This window comes from Pedomonas sp. V897 (genome assembly GCF_051304405.1).
In the GTDB taxonomy this organism is placed as follows: domain Bacteria; phylum Pseudomonadota; class Alphaproteobacteria; order Sphingomonadales; family Sphingomonadaceae; genus Pedomonas.
In genome coordinates this window covers 291,699-318,648 of record NZ_JBPPGG010000003.1, presented here as the reverse complement: position 1 = coordinate 318,648, position 26,950 = coordinate 291,699, and the positions used below count along the sequence as shown (strand labels likewise).

Below are 26,950 nucleotides of genomic sequence, written 5' to 3'. Positions count from 1 at the left end.
ACGATGAGCCAGCGGGTCGGGCGCATGGGATTCTGCACGGAGCGGCTGGCGCGTTTGGACCGGTTCCTGCAGACGCGCTACATCGAGACCGGCAAGCTGCCCTGTGCCGAGACGCTGATCTACCGCCATGGGGAGATCGTCCACCGCAGCCGCCTCGGGCTGGCGGATGTGGAGCGCGGCCGGCCTCTGGCCGAGGATACGCTGTTCCGCATCTATTCCATGACCAAGCCCATCACGAGCGTCGCCTTCATGATGCTGGTGGAGGAGGGGCTGGTGGCGCTGGACGACCCGGTGCACCGCTTCATTCCCGCATGGGAGGGGCTGGGCGTCTACGACGGCGGCGGACCTGGCGCCTTTCGCACCCGCCCGCCGGAGCGCCCGATGCAGATGATCGACCTGCTGCGCCACACCTCGGGCCTGACCTATGGCTTCCAGCAGCGAACGCCGGTCGATGCCGCCTACCGGGCGCGGCGTATCGGCGGCATTGCCCCGGGCGGAAGCCTCGAGGACATGATCACCGCGCTCGCCGATCTTCCGCTGGAATTCTCCCCCGGCACGGCCTGGAACTATTCGGTCTCGACCGACGTGCTGGGCTATCTGATCGGCAAGATCGCGGACAAGCCGTTCGAGGACGTCATTCAGGACCGCATCCTCACCCCGCTCGGCATGAAAGACACCGGCTTTTCGGTGAGGAAGGGTGAGGAAGGCCGCCTCGCGGCCTGCTACCAGGCCACAGCGGACGGGGGCTTCACCTTGCAGGATGACCCCGCCGCGAGCCCCTTCCTGTCCCCGCCGGTCATGGCCAGCGGCGGCGGGGGGCTGGTCTCGACCACCGATGACTACCTGCGCTTCTGCCGCATGCTGCTGCAAGGCGGCGTGCTGGATGGCGTGCGTCTGCTCGCGCCGAAGACCCTGGAGCTGATGACGGCCAACCATCTGCCGGGGGGCAAGGACATCCACAGCCTGTCCCGGTCCATGTTCAGCGAGTCCACCTATGCGGGCGTCGGCTTCGGCCTCGGCTTCGCCACCACCCTCAACCCCGCGCTCACACTGCTGCCGGGCAGTGCGGGCGATTTCTTCTGGGGCGGTATGGCCAGCACCTACTTCTGGATCGATCCCCGGGAGGACATGATCGTCCTCTTCATTAGCCAGCTCATCCCCTCCTCCACCTATCCCGTTCGCCGGGAGTTGCGGACGCTGGTCTATTCAGCACTGGTTAATACAAGCAATTGAATTTATGCCGGCAGACGCGGGAAAATGGCGGAAAACCGGCCAGACGAGCGCTTCTCTTGCCGCAGGGCGGAAACCAGACTTGGACGGTGAGGCAACCGGCGATCGTTCCGGCCGTTCCTTTACGGCGCCATGCTTGCGGACCTGTCACGAACTCTGGGGGATCCATGACTCTGGCTGTTTGCGCCCGGACCTTGCCTGACGGTGCCATCGTGCGCGACTGGCAGGTGGAGGGCGTTCTCGGCATGAGCGAAGACGCCGTTCTCTACGCGGCCCGGCATCTGCAAACCGGGGAGGGGGCGTTTTTGCAGGAATACTTCCCCGCCAGCCTCGCCATGCGGCAGGCGGACGGCGCCGTCATCCCCCGCAGCGGCGCGGCGGAGGATTTCGCTGCGGGGCGCGAGACCTTCCTCATGCAGGGTGCGGCACTGGCCGGGCTCTGGGCGTCCCGGGCGACAGACCATCTGCCCCGGGTGCAGACCGTGTTCGCCCGGGGCGCCGCCGCCTACATGGTGATGGAGCGGTATGACGGCGTGCCGCTTTCGGCTGAACTGGCGTCGGGCGCCCGGTTCCCGGAGGAAAGTCTCATCGCGCTGTTCCGGCCGATGGCCATGGCGCTGCACCAGTTGCACACGGCGGGCATCTGCCACCTGCGTATCCACCCGGGCGCGATCGTGCGTCAGGAGCATGGCCTGCTGCTCACCGGGTTTGCCGGGGGCTTTGCCTCCGGCAAATGGAACGACGAAGCCAATAGCGCCTACAGCCCGATCGAACTGCTGGTGCCGGTGGCGGCGCCCGGGCCCTGGAGCGACATCTACGCCCTCGCCGCCGTTCTCTACCATTGCATGACGGGCGCGCCGCCGCCGGAGGCGGTCTCGCAGCTCGGGGACGTGGATTTCCCGCCAGACTGCGCGGGCGACTACAGCCCGGTGTTTCGGGAGGCCGTCATCGCGGCCCTGTCGTGCGTGCCGTCGGAGCGTCCCCAGACGATCCGCGCATGGTGCGCCGCCTGGCCGGACAATGGCGAGCCGCTGCTGCAAGCGCCGCGGCCGGGGCGCATGCTGGTTGCGCCGGGCGTGCTGCCGCCGGCGACCGGTTTGCTCGCCGATGGGCCGGAGCCGGCGGGCCTGTCCTTCCCCTCGCGCCCCCGCTGGTTGCTGGCCCGTCTCTCCGGGCCGATGATCCTGCCGTGCCTCGGGGGCGTGGCCATGGCGGGCGGAATCCTGCTGGCGCTGTCCCAGGCCCGCACGTTCCTGCCGGACAAGGCCGAGGCAACGGGCGTCGCCATGCCGCCCGGCCGCATCCTGCAAACGGAGAGCAACGCCGACGGCCAGGCCCTCTCCGCGCCGCTGCTACTGCTGGATCATGAGCTGGCCATGGCCCACGATACGCAAAAACACATCGACGCGCAGGTGCGGGAGGCCGAAGCGCTGGAGTGGCCGGAGCAGCAGCAGGAGGCCTTGCGCCGGATCTCGGAGAAGGTGGCGCGGGCCATCGCCGAGATGCAAGCGCTCTACGCCGCGCCAGACGTGGCGCAGCGCAGAGCGGTCGCGCCCTCCTTCCTGTCCGTGCTGGAGCAGCAGGGCAATGCCGTGCGCGCCTCCCTCCGGGAAGCGTGGGAGACGAGCGTTGCCGGATATGTGGAGACCGCCGAACGGCTGCGCGTCAATGCGGATGCAAACTACCGGGCTTTGACAAAAATTCTGGCGAAGGACGGCCGGAGCGAGTCAACCCTGCTCAAGAGCACGGCCACCACGGCCTACGACCTTCTGGCGGGTGCCTCGGAACGGCTGAAGGCGGCCGCCAACGCCGAGGCCCCGACCAACCCCATTGCCGCCAGCCGGCAGCTCGCCGCGATCTCGGCGGCCTTCGGCGAGGTGCAGTCCCAGGCGGCGACGATCCGGGAGGCGTTGCGGACGGGGCAGGCGCACGCCGCCGAGCGCAACGACGCGATCAGCGACCAGGCGCGGGAGCGCAGGGACTTCCGTGCGGCGCTCGCGGCGGCCCGTCGCACGGCGGCGGCGGTGGAGCGGGCCGCCAGCGGGCGGGAGAGCGAAGGCGTTGTCCTGACCGGCGAGCGGCGCGTCGAGGCGTTGCAGAAGGTCAGGGAGGCGAACCGGCGGCTGGCAGGGCTGGAGCGCATCGTGCTCGGGACGCCCGACCTGCGCGGCCCGCAATTACAGGCAGCACTGCTTGAGGTGACGGAGACGGAGAAGGGCCTCCGCAGCCTGCTGGAGGGCACGGACCGGCCGGCGGTGGCGAGCCATCGCAATGCGCCTGCGCCGGAGGTGCTGCGTCTGCTCAGCCGGGCCGACTCCCGCCTCGCGCGGGATTACCGCCGCTATGCCGAATTGCAGGACCTGCTCGCAGCGCACGGCGGCATTCTTCGCGTCAAGGGGGAGGACCAGGTTGGCGGCGACACCGTCAATCGGCTCTACCGCGACATGCAGAAGCTCGCCGCCATTCGCGAGCGGCTGTCCGCCGCTTCCTCGGAAGCAGACGCCAGACGCCTCTACAAGCAGTTCGCCGAGCAGCATCAGCTGATCGACAATCAGCTCGACCGCCTGTTGGCCATGGCCGCCAGGGCGCAGCGCCGCACCGGCCAATCCGCCATGCGGTGAAGGCCCCGGGAGGCGGGCGCGTCTTCCCCTGGTCTTTGTGCCAGCGCGCCGATGTGCGCAGTCCGCAATATCGACGAAAAATATCGGGGGGCCTTCTGGTCGAAGGGGATGGCTGCGGCTTGGTCCGGACGTGCGGCGATGCCGCATCCGGCCCCGGGGCGCGCAGAAAAAAGGCGCCAGGGCGGCGTGTGAATTCAACCGTGCCGCCTTGTCTCCGCATCGTGCCGATAAAGGGCGGAAGGCTGTGAGCCCATCGTGGCCCACGGAGAGAAGAAATCGCGGTCCCGGTGTACATCGGGTTTTGCAGATGTAGTGCCCAAATATTGTAATATTGGGGAGATTATCCATCTAATAGTGGTATAAAGGAGCGATTCGTAAACATTTATTGTTGGAAAAATCAAAAAGAAATGCCGCACCGGAGATCTGGCTAAATTAATAAAATTAGATGATTTTTAGGCGAATATATTAGATCAAAAAATTATTGTAGAGAGTTGCGTCCGATATTCATCAATGACATTATCACGCCAGCGCCACTTCTGGGGACAGGGTGTCGTTCTGTTGCGATATGCGTCGCGCCGTGGGGCGATCGGGCCGTGACGGTATATGCGTTCTGCCCTGATCTCTCCGATGGTCCCGACTTCAAGCGGGGACCCCAGGCGCCGCGATGAGTCGGCGTTTCCAGAAGTTCATCACATTCAACTGACTTGTGGACATCACGGACGGCCGCTGCGCCGCGCCAGTGCTGTTGCGCCGGTCGTCACGTGAGAACCAGCAGGCGAGAAAGGACTGTCCGATGGCCTCGTGCGATGTGTCTGAGCCGAATGGGACCAAAGCAAAGAAAAGGGAAAAGACCCGAGTCCGGGTCAGAAGAGAGCGGGGAGGCTCGACCAAGGAGCGGCTGATTCTGGCCGCGATTGCACTCAGTGCGCAGCGCGGGTTCTCGAATGTTCCACTACGGGAAGTGGTGGAACGGGCCGAATGCCACAACATCAGCGCCGTGCACTATCACTTCAAGAGCCGCGGAGGACTGCTGACGGCCATTCTCCAGATGATCGACCGGCATTGGGCCGTGGACGTGCCAGCCTACGCCCAGCGTGCCGGTATTTTCCAGATTCTTCATGCCTTCATCCTGGGGCTGGATGATCTGAAGCGGGCTTCCCAATGGGGCAATACGGTCGTGAAATTCCTCAGCCGCCTGGCGATGGATGACGACCCGGAGACGTCGGCGGCGGCGACGGCCTTCCTCAGTGCGCGGCTGAATGCCATTTACGACGCCATTGCGCCCTACTGTGCGGAGACGGAGCCGGCCGTGCTGCGTCTCCGGGTCGGCAATGCCTGTCTGTTTCTGCTGACGGTCTCAAGTCATCTCGACCGCAGCTGCATGGTGGCGCTCGGCTGTCACAACCTGATGGAGATAAAGGAAAACCTGGTGCGGGAGACCGTGGCCATGGCCGCCAGCATCATCCAGGGCGGGCCGCACGGCGAGGAGGAGGGTGTGGACGTGGCACCATGGCCCGCTGAAGCGCCTCGTCACGCCGTGATCGAACTGCCGGTTGCCCACCTTGCCGGCCTTCCGGAGGCCGGTCTTCCCGAGCAGGCCCTGGCCTAGGGGTGGACCGCCGCACTGGACAATGGCCGGGCTGCTTTTTTCCGTCAGGGCGTCGTGTCTGACAAGGCGGCCCGGCCACCTGTTGTGAAGCCCCGTCGCGGTCAAAAAAAGCAAGAGTTCCGCACTCAATAAGATCACCTGGGGTTTTATGCCTGGCATCTTCCGGTGGATATTTTCTCCCTGCCTTGGAGACATTTTCGGGCCGGCCTCTGACGGGGCCGGGGCCGAGACTCTTGCCGCGAAGCAAGGAGGGAAATTCGGGACGAAATAAGCCGTCTGGCAGGCCTGCCTCGATCCCTGGGAAGCGGCCGGGCGGGAGCGCTGTTGCGCCGCGCACGCCAGATCCCCTCCGGGAGCCTGACATCCCGGGAGCCGAGGCGAGGGCAGGCGGACATTTCCAGAAATCCGAGCGACGGGGCGCCAATGACCTTCAATTTCAAACAGATCGATTGGTCCGGGGAGACTCGCGCACCGATGGCGGAGCCGCCATGTCCGCCTGTCTCCGGGGATCAGTCTATCGACACCGGCGTCGTCATGCGGGCGGCGGCGGCGGAGGTACGCCGCCATGGCCGGTTCCGCCTTTCGCGGCAGGATATGGAAGACATTGTGCAGGACGCGCTCCTCCGCCTCTACAGCCGGGACGCGCAGAAGGGCGCGATCGGCAATATCGCGGCCTTCCTGCGATCCACGGTGCGGAATCTGGTGTTCGACCGCTACCGCGCGCCCTGTGTTCTGGAATTTGTGGCGGAGGAGGATCTGCGTGCGGTGCCGGACGAAGCGGCGTCGCCCGAGCGGATCGCGATCGGGCGCGAGGCGTGGCAGGCGATTGCCAGCGAGCTGGCCCGCACGCCGCCAAGGACGCTCGAGATGTTCCTGCAATATCGGTTCGGTGATGCCACGTATCGGGAGCTGGCGGAGCAATACAGGCTGCCGCGCTCCACCGTGCACACGCAACTCAGTCAGGTTCTGGAACGCCTGGCACGCGCCGTCCAGCCTTACCTTGATGTGTGAAGGGGCGCGGGTGGGGCGGCCCGCACCGGCGAGTGGCATGAGGTTGGGGGCAGAAAACCAAAGGGGGCACCATGGCAAGACGCGTGAACAAGGGGCGCAAGCCCGATCCGCTGACACTTTCGATCTGGGAGGGGCTGTCCGAACTGGCAAGCTGGCCTGACCTCTCCGCCAATGTGGGAGAGGCCCTGGAGCGGCTGGAGACCTATCGGGAAAAAAGGCGCACGGCCCGCCGGAAGGCGGCGCGCTCGTCATCGTCAACTCTCGGCTCAATGGCGATCGTCTGCGCCACCCTGGGCGCGCTGGTTTCGCCGGGGGGCGCGCCTTTTTGTGCCGGGAAAAAAGATTTTACGTATTGTGAAAAAATATTCGGACAAAACGGCCTGTGATCCGTCTCTTTCAGCAGAGACCAGTCAAGGGGATGAAGACGGGGTCTCTTGAAAAAAGCCTGCCACCCGGCCTCCGGATTTCATGGATGCCCGAAGGGCCGCAAGGGGCATGCGAAAGTAGAGGGGATAAGTGATACTCGGTAAGTGACTCACAAAGTGAAGTGACTCACAGAGTGAAGTGGCACAAAACGTTAAGTGATAAAAAAGTGAAGTGACAGAAAAAGGCCGAAGGAAGCCGGCGCGGATAGCACAGGTTCCCGGCCACTGCTCGTACCACCCATCTCGTACCACCACGTCTTGTACCACTACAGCCGTACCAATGCCGGAGGCACGGAACAACGCCGGATAAAGGAACGACGCCGGGAAAAGAAACGACGGCAGTCGTCACACCGGAAGACGCCGTAACGCCGGACACGGTACGGCACGACGAGACAAAAAGACCAGCGGGGCGCGCCCAATCTTGGGCGCGGTGGAAGATCCCCAAAAAGCGGAAAACGCAATGCTGGTCTTACCTGGAGGCCCGCTCTGGCGCTGGGCGGGCCTCAATTTCTTTGCCCTGAATTTCTTCGCCCTGAAAGGGCGATTTTTATCAAGTGTATTCTCGTCCTGATTTGTATGGGATGGACCCCGCAAAACGTCTTTTTCAACCCTCGCCGTAACCGCTGTGCCGTAACCGCTGTATCGTTTTCGCCTGTCTGCCTCGGGGCGGGCACTCAGCGGCGCAAGGTCACGAAATACGAAATCAGGGAAAGAAAATTCAGGGAGGTCAAGGTCCGGCAACCCGATCGGATCGTCACCGTGCTTGTTGGGGACGTTTGCTCGCGGATCGGCTCTGCGCGGGAACAGGTGGGAATGGCTGCCGTTCGTATGAGGGCGGAAACAGGGAGCAGGGGAAACAGGGAGCATGACCTGGTTCCGGACAAGTCCTCGCTTTTTCCCCAAGGGGCGTGCCCCCAGTTGGTGCCGGTTGCAGGAGGAAGAGCCTTGCGGGTGTGGCCCGAAAGACGTCGCAGTGATTGTGGGCAGCGCGTGTGGCGCCGCCTGCGCACTGTGGCGGCGTGGGCGGTGTTTCTCCTGATGCTGGTTGCGTTTGCGGCTTCCCCGGTTCCCGCTGGCGGACAGCAGGGTCAGCAGGGTCAGCAGGGTCAGCAGGGGCAGCAGGGACAGCAGGGACAGGCGGCACCGGCGTTGCGCGCGCCGCCCGCGGGGCACGGCCTGGCACGTGAGGACGGGACAGGCGGGGGTATAGCCGATCGCGCCATCGCAGAGCACGCCGTAGCGGTGGTCTTGCAGATCGACGGGGCAATCGGCCCGGCCACCTCCGATTACCTCGCCAAGGGCATGGCGGAAGCGCAGCGTCGCCGCGCCGCCCTGCTGATCCTGCGCATGGATACACCGGGCGGGCTCGACACGGTGATGCGGGTCATCATCCGCGATATTCTCGCCTCGCCCATTCCGGTCGCCTGCTACGTGAGCCCAAGCGGCGCGCGGGCGGCCAGCGCCGGCACGTTCATCCTCTATGCCTGCCATGTGGCGGCGATGGCACCGGGAACCAACGTGGGCGCGGCAACGCCCGTGGCGATTGGGGGCGGCGGTGGCGGCGGAGGAGCCCGAGGAGGCGGAGAGGGAGGCAGAGGGGCCGGTCCCGAGGACGTCCCTGACCGCCCCGCGCCGGGACAGGGGGGGCAAGGCGGGCAGGGAGGTCAAGGGGGGCAGGAAGGCCAACAGGGACTTGGCGCGGGCGAGCGCAAGGCGATCAACGACGCAGTGGCCTATATCCGCAGCCTCGCCGACCTGCGCGGCCGCAACGCCGCATGGGCGGAGCAGGCCGTGCGCGAGGCGGCGAGCCTGCCCGCACGCGAGGCGCTCGCGCAAGGGGTGATCGACCTCATGGCCCGGGATACGGCTGACCTGCTGGCCCAGATGGATGGCCGGGAAGTGCAGGTCGCCGGGGGTCGCCAGCGCCTGCAAACCAGGGGTCTGGCGCTCGTGCAGATCGCGCCGGATTGGCGCACCCGGGCGCTCGGAGCCATTACGGATCCCAACATCGCCTACCTGCTGCTGATGGTCGGCTTCTATGGGCTGATCTTCGAATTTTTCTCCCCCGGCACGTTCGTGCCCGGGGTGATCGGCGGCCTGTGCCTGCTGGTGGGCCTGTTCGCCCTCAACCTGCTGCCCATCAACGCAGCGGGCATTCTGCTGCTGCTGGCGGGCATCGCCCTCCTGGTGGCGGAGGCCTTCGCCGCCTCCTTCGGCATTCTGGGGATCGGCGGCATTGCCGCCATCGCCGTCGGTTCGCTGCTGCTGTTCGATGGGGATGTGCCGGGCTTTCGCCTGTCGCCGGGCGTGGTGGTGGCTGTCACGCTGCTCAGCGCCGGGTTCCTCGCGCTGGTGGTGAGGGTGGGGTGGCGCGCCCATCGCCGCCGGGCGGCCACTGGTGATGCCGCCCTGCGCGGCGCGACGGGGCAGGTGCTGGAATGGTCGGGCAACGCGGGTGAGGTGCTGTGGCATGGCGAGCGCTGGCAGGCGCGCGCGGGCGGGCCGCTGGCGCCGGGGCAGAGGGTTTTCATTCACGGCCGGGATGGTCTGGTGCTGTTCGTGGCCGCGGCCGATGCCGGTCCGCAGGCGGATTCGCCGCCGCAGGCGAGGAGGTGAGCCATGTATTCCATCGTGTCTTACGGTTTTCTGGTCTTGCTGGTGCTGTTCGTTCTGTCGTCCGCCATCCGCATTCTCCGGGAATACGAGCGGGCCGTGGTGTTCACGCTGGGGCGCTTCTCTGGCGTGAGGGGCCCGGGGCTGATCCTGCTCGTCCCCATCGTCCAGCAGATGGTGCGGGTGGACCTGCGGATGCTGGTGCTGGACGTGCCGAGCCAGGACGTGATCTCGCGGGACAACGTCTCGGTGAAGGTGAACGCGGTTATCTACTTCCGGGTGGTGGACGCGGACCGGGCCATCATCCAGGTGGAGAATTTCATGATGGCGACCAGCCAGCTTGCCCAGACCACCCTGCGGTCGGTACTGGGCAAGCACGAGCTGGACGAGATGCTGGCCGAACGGGACAAGCTCAACCGGGATATCCAGGAAATCCTCGACAGCCAGACCGATGCGTGGGGCATCAAGGTGACCAACGTGGAAATCAAGCACGTGGACATCGACGAGAGCATGGTGCGCGCCATCGCCCGGCAGGCGGAGGCCGAGCGGGCCCGGCGCGCCCGCATCATCAGCGCCGAGGCAGAGGAGCAGGCCGCGCGCAAGCTGGTGGACGCAGCCAACCTGCTGTCGGTGGTGCCGGAGGCCATGCAGCTGCGCTACCTCTCGACCTTGCAGGATATCGCCACGGAGAAAAGCTCGACCATCGTGTTTCCGCTGCCGTTCAGCCTGTTCAAGAACATCCTCGGCGGCGGGCAGGCGGGCGGGATCCCGCCGCAACCGCAAGTCCCGCCACAACCGGGGCCGCCACCGGTTCGCCCCTGACAGGGGGCGTTCTGAACGGGGGCCGCTTTCGGGCGTTGCCTCCCTGGAGGCGGCCGCGCCGGGGCGTGGCCGGGGCAGGTGCGGGACAGCGGCATGGATCTGGACAGACGGACGGTTCTTGCCCGCACAGCGTGTGCGCTGGGTGCGGGGTCTATAGGTGTTTCCTGCGGGCAGGGCGAGGGAGCGGCGGTTGCCGGAGACGCCCGGGCGGCGTGGGAGGCCTACTGGGCCGGGATCCGCCGGCAGTTCCCGCTGAGCCCCGACGAGGTGCACCTCAGCGCCATGCTGATTGCCGCCCACCCGGAGCCGGTGCGGCGGGCGATCGAGGCCTTCCGCCGCGAACTGGACGCCCGCCCCGCCTCCTTTCTTGAGGACAACAACGGCCGCCTGCGCGGCGAAGCCCTGGCGGCGGCCGGGCGCTACATGGGCGTGGACCCGAGGGACATTGCGCTGACCGACAGCACCACCATGGGCGTGGCGATGGTCTACCACGGCCTGATGCTGCGCCCGGGCGAGGAGGTGCTGACGACGGATCAGGACTATTACGTGACCCACGAATCCCTGCGGCTGGCGGCGGCGCGCAGCGGGGCGCGGGTGCGCCGGATCGCGCTGTTCGAGGACATCCGGCAGGTCTCCCCGGACATGCTGGCGGACCGGGTGCTGCGGGAGGTGCGCCCCGAGACGCGGGTGGTCGCGCTCACCTGGGTGCACTCCAGCACCGGCCTGAAAATCCCGGTGCGCGGGATTGCCGACGGGCTGGCGCGGATCAACGCCAGCCGCCCGCCCGGGAGCCAGGTGCTGTTCGGGCTGGACGGCGTCCATGGCTTCGGCAACCAGAACCAGATGTTCGGCAGCCTGGGGTGCGATTTCTTCATGGCCGGGTGCCACAAGTGGCTGTTCGGCCCGCGCGGCACCGGCATCGTCATTGCCAGCCCGCGCGGCTGGGCCGCCCTGCGCCCCACCATCCCCAGCTTCATCGACGGGGAGAGCTGGTCGGCATGGATTGCGGGGCGCGAGCCGCAAGGGGTTGCCAGCGGCCCGCGCCTGACGCCGGGCGGTTTCAAGCCCTATGAGCACCAGTGGGCGCTGGCCGTGGCCTTTGCCTTTCACGAAAGCATCGGCCCGCAGCGCATTCAGGCCCGCACCGAAGAGCTGGCGGCCCAGCTGAAGGAAGGGCTGGCCCGCATGCGCCATATCACGCTGCACACGCCGCGGCGGCCGGAGCTTTCGGCGGGTATCGTCTCGTTCGACGTGGCGGGACTGTCGGCGGACGCGGCGGCGGACAGGCTGCGCCAGCGCCGCATCGTCGCGTCGGTTGCGCCCTACGCCACCCGGCACGTGCGGCTCACGCCGTGCCTCTACAACAGCCCTGCGGACATCGACCGGGCGCTGGCGGAGGTGCGCGGACTGGCGGCGGTATAGGCGCGCGGGTGTGAACCCTCCGTTTCCACAATGGCGGATATTCGGGAGCGGGGGACGCTGTTAATTTTTCCGGGCAACGCGTGCCTGGCGGACTGTCGCAAGGCGTTCCGCCGACCGTACCTTGTGCAACCTGAGTTTCGTGCAACCCGATTTCACAGGAGTGGCAGCGTCATGTCTTCGTTCAAGCTGTTCAGCCCGATTCAGCTTCGCGGCATCGAGAGCCGCAACCGGCTGGTGGTCTCACCCATGTGCCAGTATTCGGCCATCGACGGTTTCGCCAACGAATGGCATCTGGTGCATCTGGGGCGGTTTGCGTTGGGCGGCTTCGGCATCGTGATCGCGGAGGCAACGGCGGTGCGGCCGGAAGGGCGCATCACGCCGGGAGACGTGGGCCTGTGGGACGACGCCCAGATCGAGCCGCTGGCGCGCATCGCCCGCTTCCTGCGGGAGAACGGCAGCGTGCCCGGCATCCAGCTGGGCCATGCGGGACGCAAGGCCTCCTGCCAGCGGCCCTGGCATGGGGATCTGCCGCTGACGCCCGAGGATGAAAAGGTGCGCGGCGACAAGGCCTGGCAAGTGGTCGCCCCCAGCGCCATTCCCCACACCGAGGGGTGGCCGACCCCGGCGGCGCTGACCGTGGATGACCTGCGCAACCATCTCGACTCCTGGCGGCAGGCGACCCGGCGGGCGCTGGCGGCAGGCTTCGATATCGTCGAGATCCACGCCGCCCACGGCTATCTGCTGCACGAATTCCTCTCGCCGCTCTCCAACCAGCGCGACGATGACTACGGCGGCTCGCTCGCCAACCGCATGCGGTTCCCGCTGGAGGTGATCGAGACGGTGCGGGCCGCCTGGCCGGAGGACAAGCCGCTGTTCGTGCGCGTCTCCGCCACCGACTGGGTGGAGAACGGCTGGACCCTCGAGGACACGGTGGCCTTCGCCGCCCGGGCGAAGGCGCTCGGGGTTGACGTGATCGACTGCTCCTCGGGCGGCATGGCCGTGCCGCCGGGGGCGATCAAGGCCGGCCCCGGCTTCCAGGTGCCGTTTGCCGAGCGGGTGCGCAAAGAGGCGGAGATCGCCACCATGGCGGTGGGCATGATCACCGAGCCGCAGCTGGCCGAAGCGGTGGTGGCGGAGGGCCGGGCGGATCTGGTGGCGATTGCCCGCGAGGCGCTCTACGATGCGGCGTGGCCGCACCATGCCTTCCGCGCGCTGGGCGGCGACCGCACGGACTTCAGCGCCTGGCCCGTGCAGACCGGCCACTGGCTGCGCAACCGCGAGCGCAGCCTCGTGCGGGCGGAGGCGCAAGCCGTCAACGCCGCGGATTAAGCCCGGGACAAGGGAGGGCAGGCAGGGCGGGGCGGGAAGCGTCCCGTTCCTGCCGAGAAAAGGTTTTTGCCTATTGACGGGGTGCGGCGTCTGCTATTACCCTGCTCTCCAGAGAAAACGACGGCCGTCAGGCCGCACCGGGGGAGGGGGTCATGGCGGCGGCGCTGTCCGTTATGTCTATCGCAACCGTTTCAGGGGCTTGCGGAGAGCGGTTGGCGGCGGCCGTCTGGCGATGGTGCGTCACTACGGTCCATGTTATTGCGCTCATAAAGGCCTACATTGCCCTCAAACTTGGCATGAAGGCAGTTGATCATGGAGCTCGAGGGCAAGCAGAAGCTGAACTGGATCCTCAAGACGGGTTGGCGCGGCCGGTGTCCCCATTGCGGGAAGGGGCATCTGTTCGCCAGCTGGCTGAAGCTCGCCAGGCGCTGCGACGTGTGCGGCCTGGACTTCAGCTTCGCTTCGCCGGACGACGGACCCGCGTTTTTCGCCATGACGATTGCGTCCTTCCCGCTGGTGGGCTTCGCCATCTGGCTGGAGATGACCTACGCGCCCGGCTGGTGGGTGCATCTGCTCACCTCCGGGCCGCTGATTCTGGGCAGCTGCGTTGCCACGCTGCGCCCGCTGAAGGGCTGGATCGTCGCGTCCCAGTATGTGAACAAGGCCGCCGAGGCGGGCTCGGAGGAACTGGCGCGCCGCCTGCGCACCAACGACGGGGGCGCCGGCGCGCCCCGCGCCTGACGCCCCGCGCACCTAGCCCCCGGCCGGGCCCCGCATGGCGCGATGGCATGCGGGTGACGGGCAAGCGGGGAACCAACTTTCGAATATTTCGTTTATTTCGAATGTTGCGTTTAGTGCAGTCTTGCTATAATCGGCCCTGAGAGATCAGGAGGACGCCATGACGTTGCCCGCCTACGCCGAGAAGGTTAGCGCGGGCCTGCCGGATGCCACGGACCGGCAGGCAGCGGATCAGCTGCGTCAGATTCTGGCGACCAATGCCGCTGGCGCGGCCAAGCTCAAGGTTCTGAACGACGCGAAGGCTCCGGTGGAGATCACGCTGACGCCGGGTCTGTCCCATCTTCTCATGGAGCTGTTGCGGCATATCAGCCGGGGTGACGCGGTCACGCTCGTGCCGGTCACGCAGGAGCTGACGACCCAGCAGGCGGCGGACATTCTGAATGTCTCCCGGCCGTTTCTGGTGGCGTTGCTGGAGAAGGGCGAGATTCCCTTCACACGGGTGGGCAGGCATCGCCGGATCAAGGCATCCGATCTCTTCGAATACAAGCGGCGGCGCGACGAACGGCGCAGCAATGCCCTGTCGGAGCTGGCGGCCCTGGACGGCGAGCTGCTCTGACCTTGTTCGCCAACCGCTACACCGCTTTCGTGGATGCCTGTTGCCTCGCCGGAGTCCTGAAGCGGAATCTGCTGCTGACCCTGGCCGAGGCGGAATTCTTCAGAATACGATGGTCGGCAGACGTGCTCGACGAAACGGAGCGGGCGATCGCCGGTCTGTTTGCCGCCAGGGGCCTGGAGGATCCCGAAGGAAAGGCCCGCCTCCAGCGCTACCGGATGGAACAGGCCTTCGAGGATGCCCTGGTGAGCGGGTATGAGGCCTTCATGCCGGCGGCGGTCTGCCTGCCCGATCCCGGGGATGCGCACGTCCTTGCCGCTGCGATCAAGACCCAGGCGGCGGTGATCGTCACGGACAATCTGAAGGATTTTCCGGCGGAGGTGCTTGCACCGTTCAATCTGGAGGCGCGCTGTGCCGATGACTTCCTGGCAGACACGATTGCGCTCAATCCCGGCCGGGCCGTCGCAGTCATCAGAAAAATGCGCGAGCGTTTCCAGAAGCCCGAAAAGTCAGCCGAGGCTTTGCTGGTCGACATGGAGGCAAGCGGATTAATGGAGACGGTGAACGCGCTGAGGCCTTATGTTCTTTCGCTGTAGCCGGGAAAAATAGACAAACCGGGCGGCTGGGGCGCAGAACCCGGGCACATGTGCGTAAAACATAAAAAGGCGGGGGACCAGCGGGGGGTGATTTGCAGAAGGGCGGAAGCGCCTCGACCCTCCGACGAACGACAGGTTTACAGTCTGCCGCCGCCATGAAATGACGGGGGAGTTATGAGCTTGTCGCTTCTGAGCACGGTGGGTCTGGTCGCTGGCCTGGGTCTTCTGATCTGGCTGACGGTGCGCGGCCTCAACATCCTCATCGCCGCGCCCGTGTGCGCGGCTATCGTCGCGGGCACCAGCGGCCTCGCCTGGCTGCCGGTCGCCACGGACGCGGCCGGAGGCGCGGCGGCGAACTTCGTCGGCGCCTATACGGACGGCTTCACCAGCTTCTTCCGCGACTGGTTCTTCATGTTCCTGATGGGGGCGATCTTCGGCGAGGTGATGGGCGCGTCCGGCGCGGCGGCGAGCGTTGCCCACTGGACCATCCGCAAGATCGGCATCCGCCACGCGGTGCTGGCGGTGGTCGCTGCCTGCGCCCTGCTGACCTATGGCGGCGTCAGCGTGTTTATCGTCGCCTTCTCCGTCTATGCGCTGGCGGTGCACCTGTTTCGCGAGGCGGACCTGCCGCGCCGGTTCATCCCCGGGGCGATGACCTTCGGCTCGGTGACCTTCACCATGACCTCGGCGGGCTCGCCGGAAATCCAGAACCTGATCCCCATGCAGTACCTCGGCACCGACGCCTACGCCGCGTGGGAGGTGAGCCTGGTCGTTGCCGTGCTGATGGCGGTGCTGGGCTACCTGTGGCTGAACGCCATGGTGCGCCGCGCCGTGGCCCGGGGCGAGCGGTTCGAGGCCCGGCCGGACGACGCGGACCGCCACGACGCCGCCACCCTGCCGAACCCGCTGCTGAGCCTCCTGCCGCTGGCGGCGGTACTGGGGGTGTTCCTCGCCTGCCAGTATCCCGAGAGCGCGCCCGGCCTGCTTCGCCCGCTGCTGCCGGCCCAGTCCCTTGGCAAATACGCCCTGCTGGCGGCGCTGGGCGCGGGGATCGTGACCGCGCTGCTGGTGGGTCTCTCCCGCCGCGCCCAGATGCCCGACGCCTTCTCGCGCGGCGCGACAGGCGCGGTCGTCGCCATCACCAATACCTGCGCGGTTGTGGGCTTCGGCGCGGTTGCCCAGCTCTCGCCCGCCTTCCAGGCGGCGGTGGACGCGGTGCTGGCCATGCCGGGCAGCCCGCTGATCGGTGCCGCCATCGCCGTGACCGTGATCGCCGGCCTCACCGGCTCGGCCTCGGGCGGCCAGACCATCGCCCTGCCGCTCCTCGCCCCGCACTACATGGCCATGGGCGTCGACCCGGAGGCGCTGCACAGGGTGGTGGCCATCTCCTCCGGCGCGCTCGACAGCCTGCCGCACAACGGTTACGTGGTGACCACCATCCGCGCCGTGTGCGGCGAGACCCACCGCCGCGCCTACGGCCCGGTGGCGGCACTGACCGTGGTCGTGCCCACCCTCGGGCTCATTGTGGCGCTGGTGCTGTTCGCGGTGTTCTAGAGACGGCGCGCGCGGCCCCCTTGCCAGGGGCCGCCTCCTGCGCTTATGGCTGCGGCCGCCGCACAGAGTGTGCCAAGCCGGAGCCTTTTGCCCATGACCACCCAATCGCTGCCCATCCTCGTGGCGGCGCTGTACAAGTTCACGCCGTTCGACGACTGCCCCGCCATCCAGACGCGCCTGACGGACGCCTGCGCCGCGCACGGCATCCGCGGCACCCTGCTGGTCGCGCCCGAGGGGCTGAATGGCACCATCGCGGGCACGGACGACGGCATCACGGCGGTGCTCGACGTGATCCGCGCGCTGCCCGGCTGCGAGGCGCTGGAGGTGAAGTTCTCCCGCGCCCCCGACATGCCGTTCCGGCGGATGAAGGTGCGGCTCAAGAAGGAAATCGTCACCATGGGCGTCGAGGGCATCGACCCGACGCAGGTGGTGGGCACCTACGTGCCGCCCGCGCAGTGGAACGACCTCATCGCGGCAGAGGACGTGGTGGTGATCGACACCCGCAACGACTACGAGGTGGAAATCGGCACCTTCGAGCGGGCGATCAATCCCGAAACCCGGACCTTCCGCCAGTTCCCCGAATGGTTCCGCGACTTCTCCCGCCAGTTCGAAAACAGCGCCAGGAAGCCGCGCATCGCCATGTTCTGCACCGGCGGCATCCGCTGCGAGAAGGCGACGGCGTTCGTCAAGAGCCAGGGCTTCGACGAGGTATACCACCTGGAGGGTGGCATCCTCAAATATCTGGAGACGGTGGAAGAGACGGAGAGCCGCTGGAAGGGCGAGTGCTTCGTGTTCGATGAGCGCGTCGCGGTCGGCCACGGCCTCGCGCCCGGCCGTCACCGCATGTGCCGGGACTGCGGCCGCCCCTACGCCGAGACGCAGCCCGGCTGCCCCCACTGCACCGGAGAGACGCCCGCCTGAGAAAAGGCGGCGCGCGGTCCTGCGGGCTGCCGGCGGCTACGACCCTGAGGGCGTTGAAGGGAACGGGGCCGGGGTGTATGGTATCCGCAGTTCGAAGAGATGGATTGCTATCCTCCTTTCAAAATCCAGACCCTGCGGCGTGCAAACCGCGGGGTCATTATTTTTGGGCCGGTTCTTTGCTCGGCCTGAAGACTGCGAGCTTCCCACCTGTTGAACGCCAGAGGTTGCGGGCCACCAGGCGGTGCGCAGAGGCGTCTGTTGGCACCGCCTGGTTGAACCCTGCGCTACCGGTCTAGTCGCGATCGTGCCGGCCAATGGTCAATCCGAGGCGAATTGAGGCAATGACCAGCGCGACGACCGACAAGGTGATCGATAGCAGTTCGAAGAGTCTTATGGATGATACCTCCTTTCCAGATCCCGGGATTTCCGCTGGTCGGCTCCTTTCCGCCGGACGGATCAAGCCCCGGTGCAGCGAGACGCACGCTGGTGCAAACACCGGGGGCAAGGGGATCGGCCAGAGTAAAAGACAGACAAGCCGGAGTCGCAATGAAAAAGTGGAGATGTGGAAAGTAAAAATCGAACTATTTAACTCATAAACAATTATTGAATTAATCAGTAATGTGTTTCGTTTCTTGGCGTTTTTAATCAGATCCGGGTCTTTTGCGGTTTTGTTCGGATGCGGCGGATCAGACCATGGTTTGGGCGCAGGGAATAGCGGGCCTTTCCTGCGCCGGGGCCTTCGGGAGGGGAGCCTCAAGGGGGCTTGCCCCCGCACGGAAGGCGCAATAGGCAGGAGCAATAATATTGCTCAGCGCGTCCGGCCCGGGGAGGGCGGCCGCCGGGCGGACTGTCTGCGATCAGCTTATGGGGAGCTTTATGGAAGTGAACGGCATTGCCGCCATCGTCACCGGCGGCGCATCGGGCCTTGGCGGCGCGACCGCGCGGCTGCTGGCCGCACGCGGCGCGAAGGTTGCCATCTTCGACCTCAACGCCGAGGTGGGCGAGGCGACGGCGCGGGAGATCGGCGGCGCGTACTTCAAGGTGGACGTGACCGATGACGCGGGCGTCGCCGAGGCGGTGGCGCAGGCGGAGGCGCGCCACGGCATCGCCCGCGTGCTGGTGAACTGCGCCGGCATCGCCCCGGCCATCAAGGTGGTGGGCCGGGAAGGCCAGCCCCACCCGCTCGACGCCTTCCGCAAGGCCATCGAGATCAACCTCATCGGCAGCTTCAACGTGCTCTCGAAATTCGCGGCGCGCCTTGCGACCGCCGCGCCGCTGGGCGAGGAGCGCGGGGTCATCGTCAACACGGCGAGCGTTGCCGCCTATGACGGCCAGATCGGCCAGGCGGCCTATTCCGCCTCCAAGGGCGGCGTGGTCGGCATGACCCTGCCGATTGCGCGCGAGCTGGCCCAGCACGCCATCCGCGTCGTCACCATCGCGCCGGGCATTTTCATGACCCCGATGATGCAGGGCTTCCCCGAGCATGTGCAGGAAGCGCTCGGCAAGCAGGTGCCCTTCCCCAGCCGCCTCGGCAAGCCGGAGGAATACGCCATGCTGGTGGAGAGCATCCTCGCCAACCCCATGCTGAACGGCGAGGTGATCCGCCTCGACGGCGCAATCCGCATGGCGCCGCGCTGAGCGGCAGGGGTTCCGTCAGCAGAACCTGAAACGGGGGGCGCGGGAGGCTGGACCTCCCGCGCCTCGCGTTTGGCCGCCGCTGCGGATTTTCCGCTGCGGTTTTCCTTACGCCATGACCACGCGCCTTAGGTCATGACCACCCGGTTGCGGCCTTCCGCCTTGGCCTTGTAGAGCGCCTGGTCGGCCCGGTCGATGAGATACTGGGGGTCCGGGTGGCCTTCATGGGTGGCAAGGCCGATCGAGACGGTCACGGTGACGGGCGGCGCCCCGTCGAGGGGAACCCGCATCTCCTCCACCTTGCTGCGCAGCCGCTCGGCGATCACCAGCGCCTTCTCCCGCTCGGTCTCGACCAGCACCACCAGGAATTCCTCGCCGCCGTAGCGGAACACGAAATCGCTGGCGCGCACGGAATCCAGCACGGTCTCCGCCACCCGCTTCAGGACCGTGTCGCCCGCGCTGTGGCCGAAGGTGTCGTTGATGCTCTTGAAGTGGTCCACGTCCACCATGAGCAGGCTCAGCGGCACGTTGCCCGACTTCACCAGCGCGAACTCCCGGCTGAGCAGCCCGGGCAGGAAGCGGCGGTTGAGCGTGCGGGTCAGCGGGTCGCGCCCGTTTTCCACGGAAGATGCCGCCTGGAACAGCGAGCCGAGGAGGAACTTGATCTCCTCCACCCGGTCATGCAGCGCGGTGATGGCGGCGGTCTGCCCGGCGCCGCCCCGGGACGAGCGCACCTCGGGCAGCAGGGTGTTGTCGATCTCCGTGATGGCCTCCTCGATCTTGCGCAGGAGGTCCGCCCCCGAGAACAAATGGCGGGCGCGGTGGCGCACCCACAGGCCGAACGAGGACGCGCCCAGGCTGATCGTGCTGCTGCCGGCGTCCGGCTCCGCCAGCAGGCCGAACAGCACGCCGTGGCTCCATTCCATCAGCGCGGCGCGCTGGCTCTCCCGCTCCAGATCCATGTCCTCGGCAAGGGCGAGGAAGCGGTAGGCCTCGTTGTCCCGCGTCACCTCGCGGGTGCTGGTCTCGTAGGCCGTGGTCATGTGCTGCATGGCCGCGTCGATCAGCTCGACCAGCAGCAGGAGGCTGTGGGTCAGCACCTGGGGGTCCTGACACTGGCCGGCAATGCGGCGGCCGATCTCGGTCTTGAGAATGGTCGCTCCGGCCAGCACCAGGTGGGTCGGAATGCCGATGCGGGCGTGGACCTTGCCGATGCGGATCTGCTGCTGCTGGAAGGCCTCGACGTCGGCCACCGGGTCGGTTTCGATCAGCGTGCGCAGCCAGTTCGCGAGAGCAGAGGCCAGCCGCTCCTGCACCACGGTGTGCGAGAGGAAGGCGGCGCTCGTGCTGTCGTTGAGGAAGGCGGCGTAGAAGGCGTCAACCAGAACCGGGCCGTGCTCCGTGACAATGGCATGAATGTAGGCCCGCGCCGCCTGTTTCTCGGCGTCGGTCAGGGTCAGCCAGCAGGACAGGCCCGGGTGGGGCAGCGGCGTCATGGTCGGCGCGGTCGTGTCGGGAGAGGGCAGGATCGGGGGAGTCAAGGCCGGGCCTCCGCTGTCCGGACAGGGAAGGATGCGCCTGTCCGGGCCCGTTGCCCGGGATACCGGGATAACAGCCGGGGCCGCTGCGCCGCCGTCCGATTGCAAATCATGGTTCCACCGCAACACAAAAAGCAACAATCCGCAATCTTAAGAAGTTCTTAAAAGACTGCGTCCGTCTCTCCTAGACCCTTGGGGTCCGGGGCGCAATGTCGGTTGCCGGAAAAGGCTCACATCTGGCCGTGAGCGGCGGCCCAGCGGTCGAAAAGGGCGGGCCAGGCCGCCACCGGCAGGCCCTCGGTGCGGCGCAGGCCGAAGCCGTGGCCGCCGGTCTCGAACAGGTGCAGGGCAGCGGGAATGCGGGCGGCGCGCAGGGCGGCGTACATCATCAGGCTGTTCTCGACGGGAACGGCCGGATCGTCCCCCGCGTGCAGCAGGAAGGTGGGCGGCGTCCCGGTCGTTACCCGGGTGTGAGGGCTGTTGGCTGCCTCCGTGGCGGGGTCGGGGCTTGCCCCAAGGAGCGCCGCGCGGGAGCCCGGGTGGGAGTGCGGCGCGGCCATGGCGATGACCGGGTAGAGGAGGGCCGCCACGTCCGGGCGGGCGGAGAGCCGGTCGGCGGCGTCAACCGGCGCGTAGGTCTCCTCCCCGTGGCGGGTGGCAAGGCTCGCCGCCAGGTGCCCGCCTGCGGAGAAGCCCATGACGCCGATGCGTGCCGGGTCGATGCCGTAGGCGGCGGCAGTCGCGCGGATCAGCCGCAGGGCGCGCTGGGCGTCCTGCAAGGCGGCGCGGGAGCGGTCGGCCCAGCCGTCGACCGGCAGGCGATAGCGCAGCACGAAGCAGGTAACGCCCGCCGCTGCCCAATGGCGGGCGCACTCGAAGCCCTCCCGGTCGATGACGACGCGGACGTAGCCGCCGCCGGGGATGATGAGCAGCGCCGCGCCGTTCGGCCGCGCCGGGCGGAACACGGTCATGGCCGGTGTGCCGATGCCGGTGGCGATGCGGTCCTGAAAGCCGGACTCGGTGAAGCGGTTGACGATGACCTCGCGCGGCAGGGACGCCGGTGCGCCGGGCGGCAGGCCGGGCCAGAGCCGCACCGTCTCGGCCGGGTCGTCCGGCTGCACCAGCCCTTGCGCGGCGGCGGGGCGGGGGGCGGTAACCCCTGAGCCGGCAAGGCCAGCGCCCAGGGTCGCCGCGCCGCCGAGCGCGAGGAGTGCGCGGCGGTCGAGATGTGGGGGGGCAGAATGTGCGGTCATGACTGTGTCTCTCCCCATGCGCGCACGGCCGCCTCAAGGCCGGGCACCGAGAGCGGCCCGGCGCGCAGCACGGCCTCGTGAAATCCGGCAAGCGAAAAACGGGGGCCGAGCGCTGCCCGGGCGGCATCCCGCAGGCGGGAGAGGGCGGCGGCGGTGAGCATCTGGCCCGCCGCCGCGCCGGGCCGGGCGCTGATGCGCCGGACGTCTTCCTCGATGGAGACGAAGGCGACCGACTCGCCCTGGATCGCGCGCATGGCCTCGATGGCCTGCTCCTGGCTCCACCCGAGCCCGTGGAGGCCGGTGTCCGCCACCAGCCGGGCGATGCGGAACAGGCGCCAGTGGACAAAGCCGAGGCGGGCGCGCGGATCCTCCCCCAGCCAGCCCAGTTCCGCCGCCAGCTGCTCGGCGTAGATGGCCCAGCCTTCCTCAAAGCCGGGGGCGTAGCGCCGTTGCAGCGGGTGCGGCCGGGCCCGCTCCGCCACCGGCGCTTGCAGCAGGTGGCCGGGGACCAGCTCGTGGTGGACAACCGAGGGCAGGGTCCAGGCGGGGCGGCGGTCGATGCGGCGCAGGTCGACCACATAGCCGCCGGGGAGGCTGCCGTCCGCCGGGGGCGCGATGCGCCGGCCGACGGTGGCGTCGGTCGCCTCGCCCGGCGGCAGGGTGGAGACCGCAAGTCCGGCGGGCGGGAGATCGCGGAACGCCTCGCCCAGGCGCTGGCGGGTGCGGGCGAGGCGGTCGTTCATGGCCGCGACCGCCGCGCGGCGGCCGTCCGCACTGTCGGGGTAGAGGTGGCGGGGGTCGCGCCAGAAGGTGCGCAGACGCGCCGGGACCGAACCGTCCCGCAGCCCCTCGGCGCGCAGGAGCGCATCGGCTTCCGTGTGGAGGGCGCGCGCCTCTGCCAGCCCCCACGCGTGGGCGGCGCGGGGCGCGGCATCGGGCCCGGCATGAAGGCGCAGGTGGAAGGGGTAGGCGGCGCGGCGGTCCGCGCTGCCGTCCGCCCTGCCGTCCGCAGCGGCGAGGAGGGCGGCTTCCGTCGCAACGCCATCCCGCACGGCGGCGAACAGCAGGCGCAGGGCGGGGGAGAGACGGGCCGGGTCCACCGCGTCCAGCCGCGCCGCCGCGTCGGCAAGGGCGGCGCGGGCAGGCGCGTGCCCGGCGGCCGGAAGCGCGGGCGCGTCCGCCAGCACGGCGGCAAGATCATCGAGGAGGCGCTGGAGGCGGGCATCTGCCGGGGCCGTGTCTGCGGCGGGGGCGTCGGTCGCGCCGAGGCTCCTGTTCGCCGTCAGGGCGATGGCGGCGCTGCCCAATCCGGCCAGAACCATGCGGCGAGAAAATCCTGCCGCGCCCCAGGGCCGGAGGCGCGGCAGGCACAGGGAGATGCCACTTAGGTTCATGGGTTCATGATCTGACACCGGTATCATCCTTGCGTCAACCCCCAGGCTGCGGGCCGTCGGGGGGGGTATGGCCGCCCCTGGAAGTCTGCCGCCCTCAACCGGTGTTGCGCAGGCCGGCGGCGATGCCGTTGATGGTGAGCAGTATGCCCTCGCGGATGGCGGGGCGGTCGTCCCCGGCGCGGCGGCGGCGGATCAGCTCCACCTGAAGGGTGTTGAGCGGCTCGATATAGGGCAGGCGCAGGCGGATGGCGCGCTGGGTGTCGGGCGCGCGCTCCAGCAGGTCCGTCTGACCGGTGAGGGCGAGAAGCTGGTCGCGGGTGCGCTGCCACTCGTCGCGGATCTGCCCGAAGATGCGCCCGGAGAGATCGGCGTCCGGCACCAGTGCGGCGTAGTCGGCGGCGACGGCCATGTCGGACTTGGCCAGCACCATCTCCAGATTGGAAAAGGTGGCCTGAAGGAACGGCCACGCGGCCAGCATTGCGGCGAGCAGACCCCGGTCCGGGAAGGCCTCGAGCGCCGCGCCAACGCCATACCAGCCGGGCAGCATGATGCGCGCCTGCCCCCACGAGAACACCCATGGAATGGCCCGCAGGTCCTCGATCTTCTCGGAGGTGGTGCGGCTGGCCGGACGCGAGCCGATCTTGAGGTCGGCGATTTCCGCAATGGGCGTTGCCGCGCGGAAGAATTGGGTGAAGCCGGGCGTCTCGTAGACCAGCGCGCGATAGGCGCGGAAGGCCGTCTCGCTGAGGCGGGCGAGCGCGGGGCGGAAGCGCCGGAGATCGCCGTTGAGCGCGGGCGGGTCGAGCGTCGCCAGCAGGGTGGCGGCGGCCATGGTCTCGAGGCTGGCCGCGCCCACGGCCGGGTTGCCGTATTTGGCGGCAATGACTTCGCCCTGTTCTGTGATGCGGATGCGTCCGCCGACCGTGCCGGCCGGCTGGGCGCGGATGGCGGCGAAGGCGGAGCCGCCGCCCCGGCCGACCGCGCCGCCCCGGCCGTGGAACAGTTGCATGCGCACGCCGTGGCGGGCGAACACGTCCACCAGCGCGCAGGCGGCCTCATGCAGCGACCAGGTGGAGGTGAGGTAGCCGCCGTCCTTGTTGCTGTCGGAATAGCCGAGCATCACCTCCTGCATGCCGTCGCCCGCGCGGGCGAGTGCCGCCATCTCCGGCAGGCCGAGGAAGCGGTCCATGACGGCGGGCGCGCGCTCCAGATCCTCGATGGTCTCGAACAGGGGCACGGCCATCACCGGGCAGCGCGGCGGCGGGCCGGGCCGGTAGAGGCCCACCTCCTTCAGCAGCACATAGACTTCCAGCAGGTTGGAGACGCCGCTGGTCTTGGAGACGATGTAGTTGCGCACGCACGCCCGCCCGAAGCGGGCGTGGGCGTCGGCGAGCGTCCGCAGGATGTCCATCTCCCGCCCGGTCTCGTCCGCATAGGCGAGGTGGGGGTTGTAGAGCAGGCGGTTGTGGCCCAGCTCCCGGCGCAGAAGGGCGATGCGCGCGTCCTCGTCCAGCGCCAGGTAGTCTGCCTCGACGCCCGCCGCGCGCAACAGGTCCGCCACCACCCGGTTGTGCACGTCCGCGTTCTGGCGCAGGTCGAGCGTCGCCAGGTGAAAGCCGAAGGTCTCGACGGCGGCGATGAGCGCCTCCAGCCGCCGGTTGGGCAGCGGCGCACGGCCCGAGGCCAGGGACGCGCGCACCACCTGTAGATCGGCGAGAAGGTCCCCGGCGCAGGCATAAGGGGCCGCCGCCACATGGGCGCGGCGGGGCGGGGCCTCGCCGGTCAGCACCTCGAAGCTGGCGGCAAGCCGGGCATAGATGCCGGAGACCGCGCGGCGATAGGGCTCGTCCGCCCGGTGGGGGGAGGTGTCGCCGCTGCGCGCCGCCAGCCGCTCCAGATCGGGCGTGGCCGTGATCAGCGTGTCGGAGAGGGAGAGGGCCCCGCCCAGCGCGTGCAGCTCCTCCAGATAATGGCCAAGGGCGACGCGGGCCTGCTGGCGCAGCGCCAGCGCCAGCGTCTCGGCGGTGACGTTGGGGTTGCCGTCCCGGTCGCCGCCGATCCAGCTGCCCACCCGCACGAAGGCGGGGAGATTTGCCCCCAGCAGCGCCTGCCAGCGCAGGGTGAGGCGCGGCAGCACCTCAAGAAAGGTGAGGCGGAAATAGGAAAGGGCGTTCTCGATCTCGTCCGCCACGGTGATGCCGACGGCGCGCAGCGGCCGCGTCTTCCACAGTACCACGATCTCGCGGAACAGGTCCGCCTCCAGCTCGGCGCGGGCGGCCGGGTCGCTCTCCCGGTCGAGCGCGGCCAGCAGGCGGGAAATGGCGGCCTCGCGGTCGATGACACTCTTGCGCCGCACTTCGGTGGGGTGGGCGGTGAGCACCGGGGCGATGAGCGCGCCCTCGAGCGTTGCGCGGATGGCAGCGCGGTCGATGCCCTTCGCCTCCAGCGTGCGGATCGCCCGGGCGAGCGTGTCCGGCCGGCCGGAGGCTTCGTCCGCGCTGTCGTCCGAGAGCGCCGCCGCGCGGCGTGCCTGCCGGTCTTCCGCCAGGTTGGAGAGGAGAGAGAAGCACAGGAAGCCGCGCACGAAGGCGAGCATGTCCTCAAGGCTCAGCGCGTTGAGGCGGGCGGCAAGGGCCGCGTCCCGCTCCGAGCCGGGGTTGCGGTGGGCCTCGACCGAGGCGCGGCGGATGGACTCGATCTGCTCGAACAGCGCCTGGCCGTCGAACAGGCGGATGGCGTCACCCAGCAGGCGGCCAAGATAACGCACATCCTCGCGGGCGGCGGACGGGTTCATGGCGGGCTCCTTTCCCTTCCCTTGGCGGCTGCTCCCTGTCCGGTCCGGCAGGCTAGCCGGCGGCCGGGCGCAGCGCGGCGGCCCCGGCAGCCAGACGGCGGATGGCGGCCCAGTCCTGCCGGGCGAGCGCGTCCCGGGGCGCGATCCACGTGCCCCCAACGCACAGCACGTTCGGCAGGGCGAGATAGCCGGGCGCCGTCTCCGGGGTGATGCCGCCGGTCGGGCAGAAGCGCACCGCCCCGAACGGACCGGCGAACGCCTTCACCGCCGCCGCGCCGCCGCTGGTCTCGGCCGGGAAGAATTTCAGATGGGTGAGGCCGTGGTCGAGCGCGCGCATGATCTCGCCCGCGGTGGCGACGCCCGGCAGGAACGGCACGCCCACCCGGTTCGCCGCCTGCGCCAGCCGGTCGGTGAGGCCGGGGCTGACGATGAACCGCGCGCCCGCGTCAACCGCGCGGGCGAGGCCGTCCGGGTCCAGCACTGTGCCGGCGCCGACGATCGCGCCCTCCACCTGCGCCATGGCGCGGATGGCCTCCAGCGCGGCGGGGGTGCGCAGCGTCACCTCGATGACCGGCAGGCCGCCTGCCACCAGCGCCTCGGCCAGCGGGACGGCGTGGCGGACCTCCTCGATCGCCAGCACCGGGATAACCGGCGCGCGGGTGAGGACAGCGGCAACTGCGGCGGGATCAACAGACATCCGGGCACCTGTGGGTTGAGTGATTATGGGTTCAACGTGAAGGGTTTGAAATGGATGTTACGCATCAAGCAACGCAATGATACCGGTGTCAAGAGCCAGACAGGGCGGCGTTTCGCTGTTTTGGGCCCCGGCACC

The 26,950-nt window shown here is 68.3% G+C and carries 20 protein-coding genes; 15 read left to right on the top strand and 5 right to left on the bottom strand.

Features of this window, described 5'->3' with window-relative positions:
* Positions 1-3: 3 nt before the first annotated feature.
* The 15 genes from ACSJJU_RS10390 to ACSJJU_RS10320 all read left to right on the top strand — a co-directional run bounded on the left by ACSJJU_RS10390 (position 4) and on the right by ACSJJU_RS10320 (position 19,142).
* Positions 4-1,233: a serine hydrolase domain-containing protein gene (locus tag ACSJJU_RS10390; protein ID WP_435915354.1), complete on the top strand. Its 1,230-nt coding sequence runs from the start codon at positions 4-6 to the stop codon at positions 1,231-1,233.
* Between the two features lie 164 nt (positions 1,234-1,397).
* The gene (locus tag ACSJJU_RS10385; RefSeq protein WP_435915353.1) at positions 1,398-3,851 is read left to right on the top strand and encodes a hypothetical protein; all 2,454 of its coding nucleotides are present in this window, start codon (positions 1,398-1,400) and stop codon (positions 3,849-3,851) included.
* Between the two features lie 793 nt (positions 3,852-4,644).
* On the top strand, positions 4,645-5,460 hold the full coding sequence (locus ACSJJU_RS10380) for a TetR/AcrR family transcriptional regulator (RefSeq protein ID WP_435915352.1): 816 nt from the start codon (positions 4,645-4,647) through the stop codon (positions 5,458-5,460).
* Positions 5,461-5,883: 423 nt separating this feature from the next.
* Entirely contained in the window at positions 5,884-6,471 is a 588-nt protein-coding gene (locus tag ACSJJU_RS10375; protein WP_435915351.1) for an RNA polymerase sigma factor, read from the top strand.
* 71 nt (positions 6,472-6,542) lie between these two features.
* The gene (locus ACSJJU_RS10370; protein ID WP_435915350.1) at positions 6,543-6,857 is read left to right on the top strand and encodes a hypothetical protein; all 315 of its coding nucleotides are present in this window, start codon (positions 6,543-6,545) and stop codon (positions 6,855-6,857) included.
* Between the two features lie 1,281 nt (positions 6,858-8,138).
* Positions 8,139-9,512 (top strand): NfeD family protein, encoded by a 1,374-nt coding sequence (locus ACSJJU_RS10365; protein WP_435915349.1) that lies wholly within the window; start codon positions 8,139-8,141, stop codon positions 9,510-9,512.
* Between the two features lie 3 nt (positions 9,513-9,515).
* The gene (locus ACSJJU_RS10360; protein WP_435915348.1) at positions 9,516-10,331 is read left to right on the top strand and encodes a slipin family protein; all 816 of its coding nucleotides are present in this window, start codon (positions 9,516-9,518) and stop codon (positions 10,329-10,331) included.
* A gap of 93 nt (positions 10,332-10,424) precedes the next feature.
* Entirely contained in the window at positions 10,425-11,753 is a 1,329-nt protein-coding gene (locus tag ACSJJU_RS10355) for an aminotransferase class V-fold PLP-dependent enzyme (protein WP_435915347.1), read from the top strand.
* Between the two features lie 171 nt (positions 11,754-11,924).
* Positions 11,925-13,082 carry an NADH:flavin oxidoreductase/NADH oxidase gene (locus tag ACSJJU_RS10350; protein WP_435915346.1) on the top strand — a complete coding sequence of 386 codons (1,158 nt, stop codon included), beginning with the start codon at positions 11,925-11,927 and terminating at the stop codon, positions 13,080-13,082.
* 312 nt (positions 13,083-13,394) lie between these two features.
* Entirely contained in the window at positions 13,395-13,823 is a 429-nt protein-coding gene (locus ACSJJU_RS10345; protein WP_435915344.1) for a DUF983 domain-containing protein, read from the top strand.
* A 157-nt stretch (positions 13,824-13,980) separates the two neighbouring features.
* Complete coding sequence (locus ACSJJU_RS10340; protein ID WP_435915343.1) at positions 13,981-14,436, top strand: helix-turn-helix domain-containing protein; 456 nt, start codon at positions 13,981-13,983, stop codon at positions 14,434-14,436.
* Positions 14,437-14,438: 2 nt separating this feature from the next.
* Positions 14,439-15,029, top strand: a complete 591-nt coding sequence (locus ACSJJU_RS10335; RefSeq protein WP_435915342.1) for a PIN domain-containing protein — start codon at positions 14,439-14,441, stop codon at positions 15,027-15,029.
* Between the two features lie 174 nt (positions 15,030-15,203).
* Positions 15,204-16,583: a GntP family permease gene (locus tag ACSJJU_RS10330; protein ID WP_435915340.1), complete on the top strand. Its 1,380-nt coding sequence runs from the start codon at positions 15,204-15,206 to the stop codon at positions 16,581-16,583.
* 93 nt (positions 16,584-16,676) lie between these two features.
* Positions 16,677-17,504: an oxygen-dependent tRNA uridine(34) hydroxylase TrhO gene (trhO, locus tag ACSJJU_RS10325; RefSeq protein ID WP_435915339.1), complete on the top strand. Its 828-nt coding sequence runs from the start codon at positions 16,677-16,679 to the stop codon at positions 17,502-17,504.
* Between the two features lie 876 nt (positions 17,505-18,380).
* Entirely contained in the window at positions 18,381-19,142 is a 762-nt protein-coding gene (locus ACSJJU_RS10320; RefSeq protein ID WP_435915338.1) for an SDR family NAD(P)-dependent oxidoreductase, read from the top strand.
* Between the two features lie 125 nt (positions 19,143-19,267).
* On the opposite strand, the gene ACSJJU_RS10315 is transcribed toward ACSJJU_RS10320, so the two are convergent.
* The 5 genes from ACSJJU_RS10315 to eda form a co-directional block, all read right to left on the bottom strand.
* Positions 19,268-20,680 carry a diguanylate cyclase gene (locus ACSJJU_RS10315; protein WP_435915337.1) on the bottom strand — a complete coding sequence of 471 codons (1,413 nt, stop codon included), beginning with the start codon at positions 20,678-20,680 and terminating at the stop codon, positions 19,268-19,270.
* 227 nt (positions 20,681-20,907) lie between these two features.
* A complete protein-coding gene (locus ACSJJU_RS10310; RefSeq protein WP_435915336.1) occupies positions 20,908-21,930 on the bottom strand; it encodes an alpha/beta hydrolase in 1,023 nt (340 codons plus the stop codon).
* Positions 21,927-23,252, bottom strand: coding sequence for a DUF885 family protein (locus ACSJJU_RS10305; RefSeq protein WP_435915335.1), 1,326 nt, complete (start codon positions 23,250-23,252; stop codon positions 21,927-21,929). The genes ACSJJU_RS10310 and ACSJJU_RS10305 overlap by 4 nt, the downstream gene beginning before the upstream one ends.
* A gap of 166 nt (positions 23,253-23,418) precedes the next feature.
* Positions 23,419-26,118 carry a phosphoenolpyruvate carboxylase gene (ppc, locus tag ACSJJU_RS10300; RefSeq protein ID WP_435915334.1) on the bottom strand — a complete coding sequence of 900 codons (2,700 nt, stop codon included), beginning with the start codon at positions 26,116-26,118 and terminating at the stop codon, positions 23,419-23,421.
* Between the two features lie 52 nt (positions 26,119-26,170).
* On the bottom strand, positions 26,171-26,815 hold the full coding sequence (gene eda, locus ACSJJU_RS10295; protein WP_435915332.1) for a bifunctional 4-hydroxy-2-oxoglutarate aldolase/2-dehydro-3-deoxy-phosphogluconate aldolase: 645 nt from the start codon (positions 26,813-26,815) through the stop codon (positions 26,171-26,173).
* Positions 26,816-26,950 lie beyond the last annotated feature (135 nt).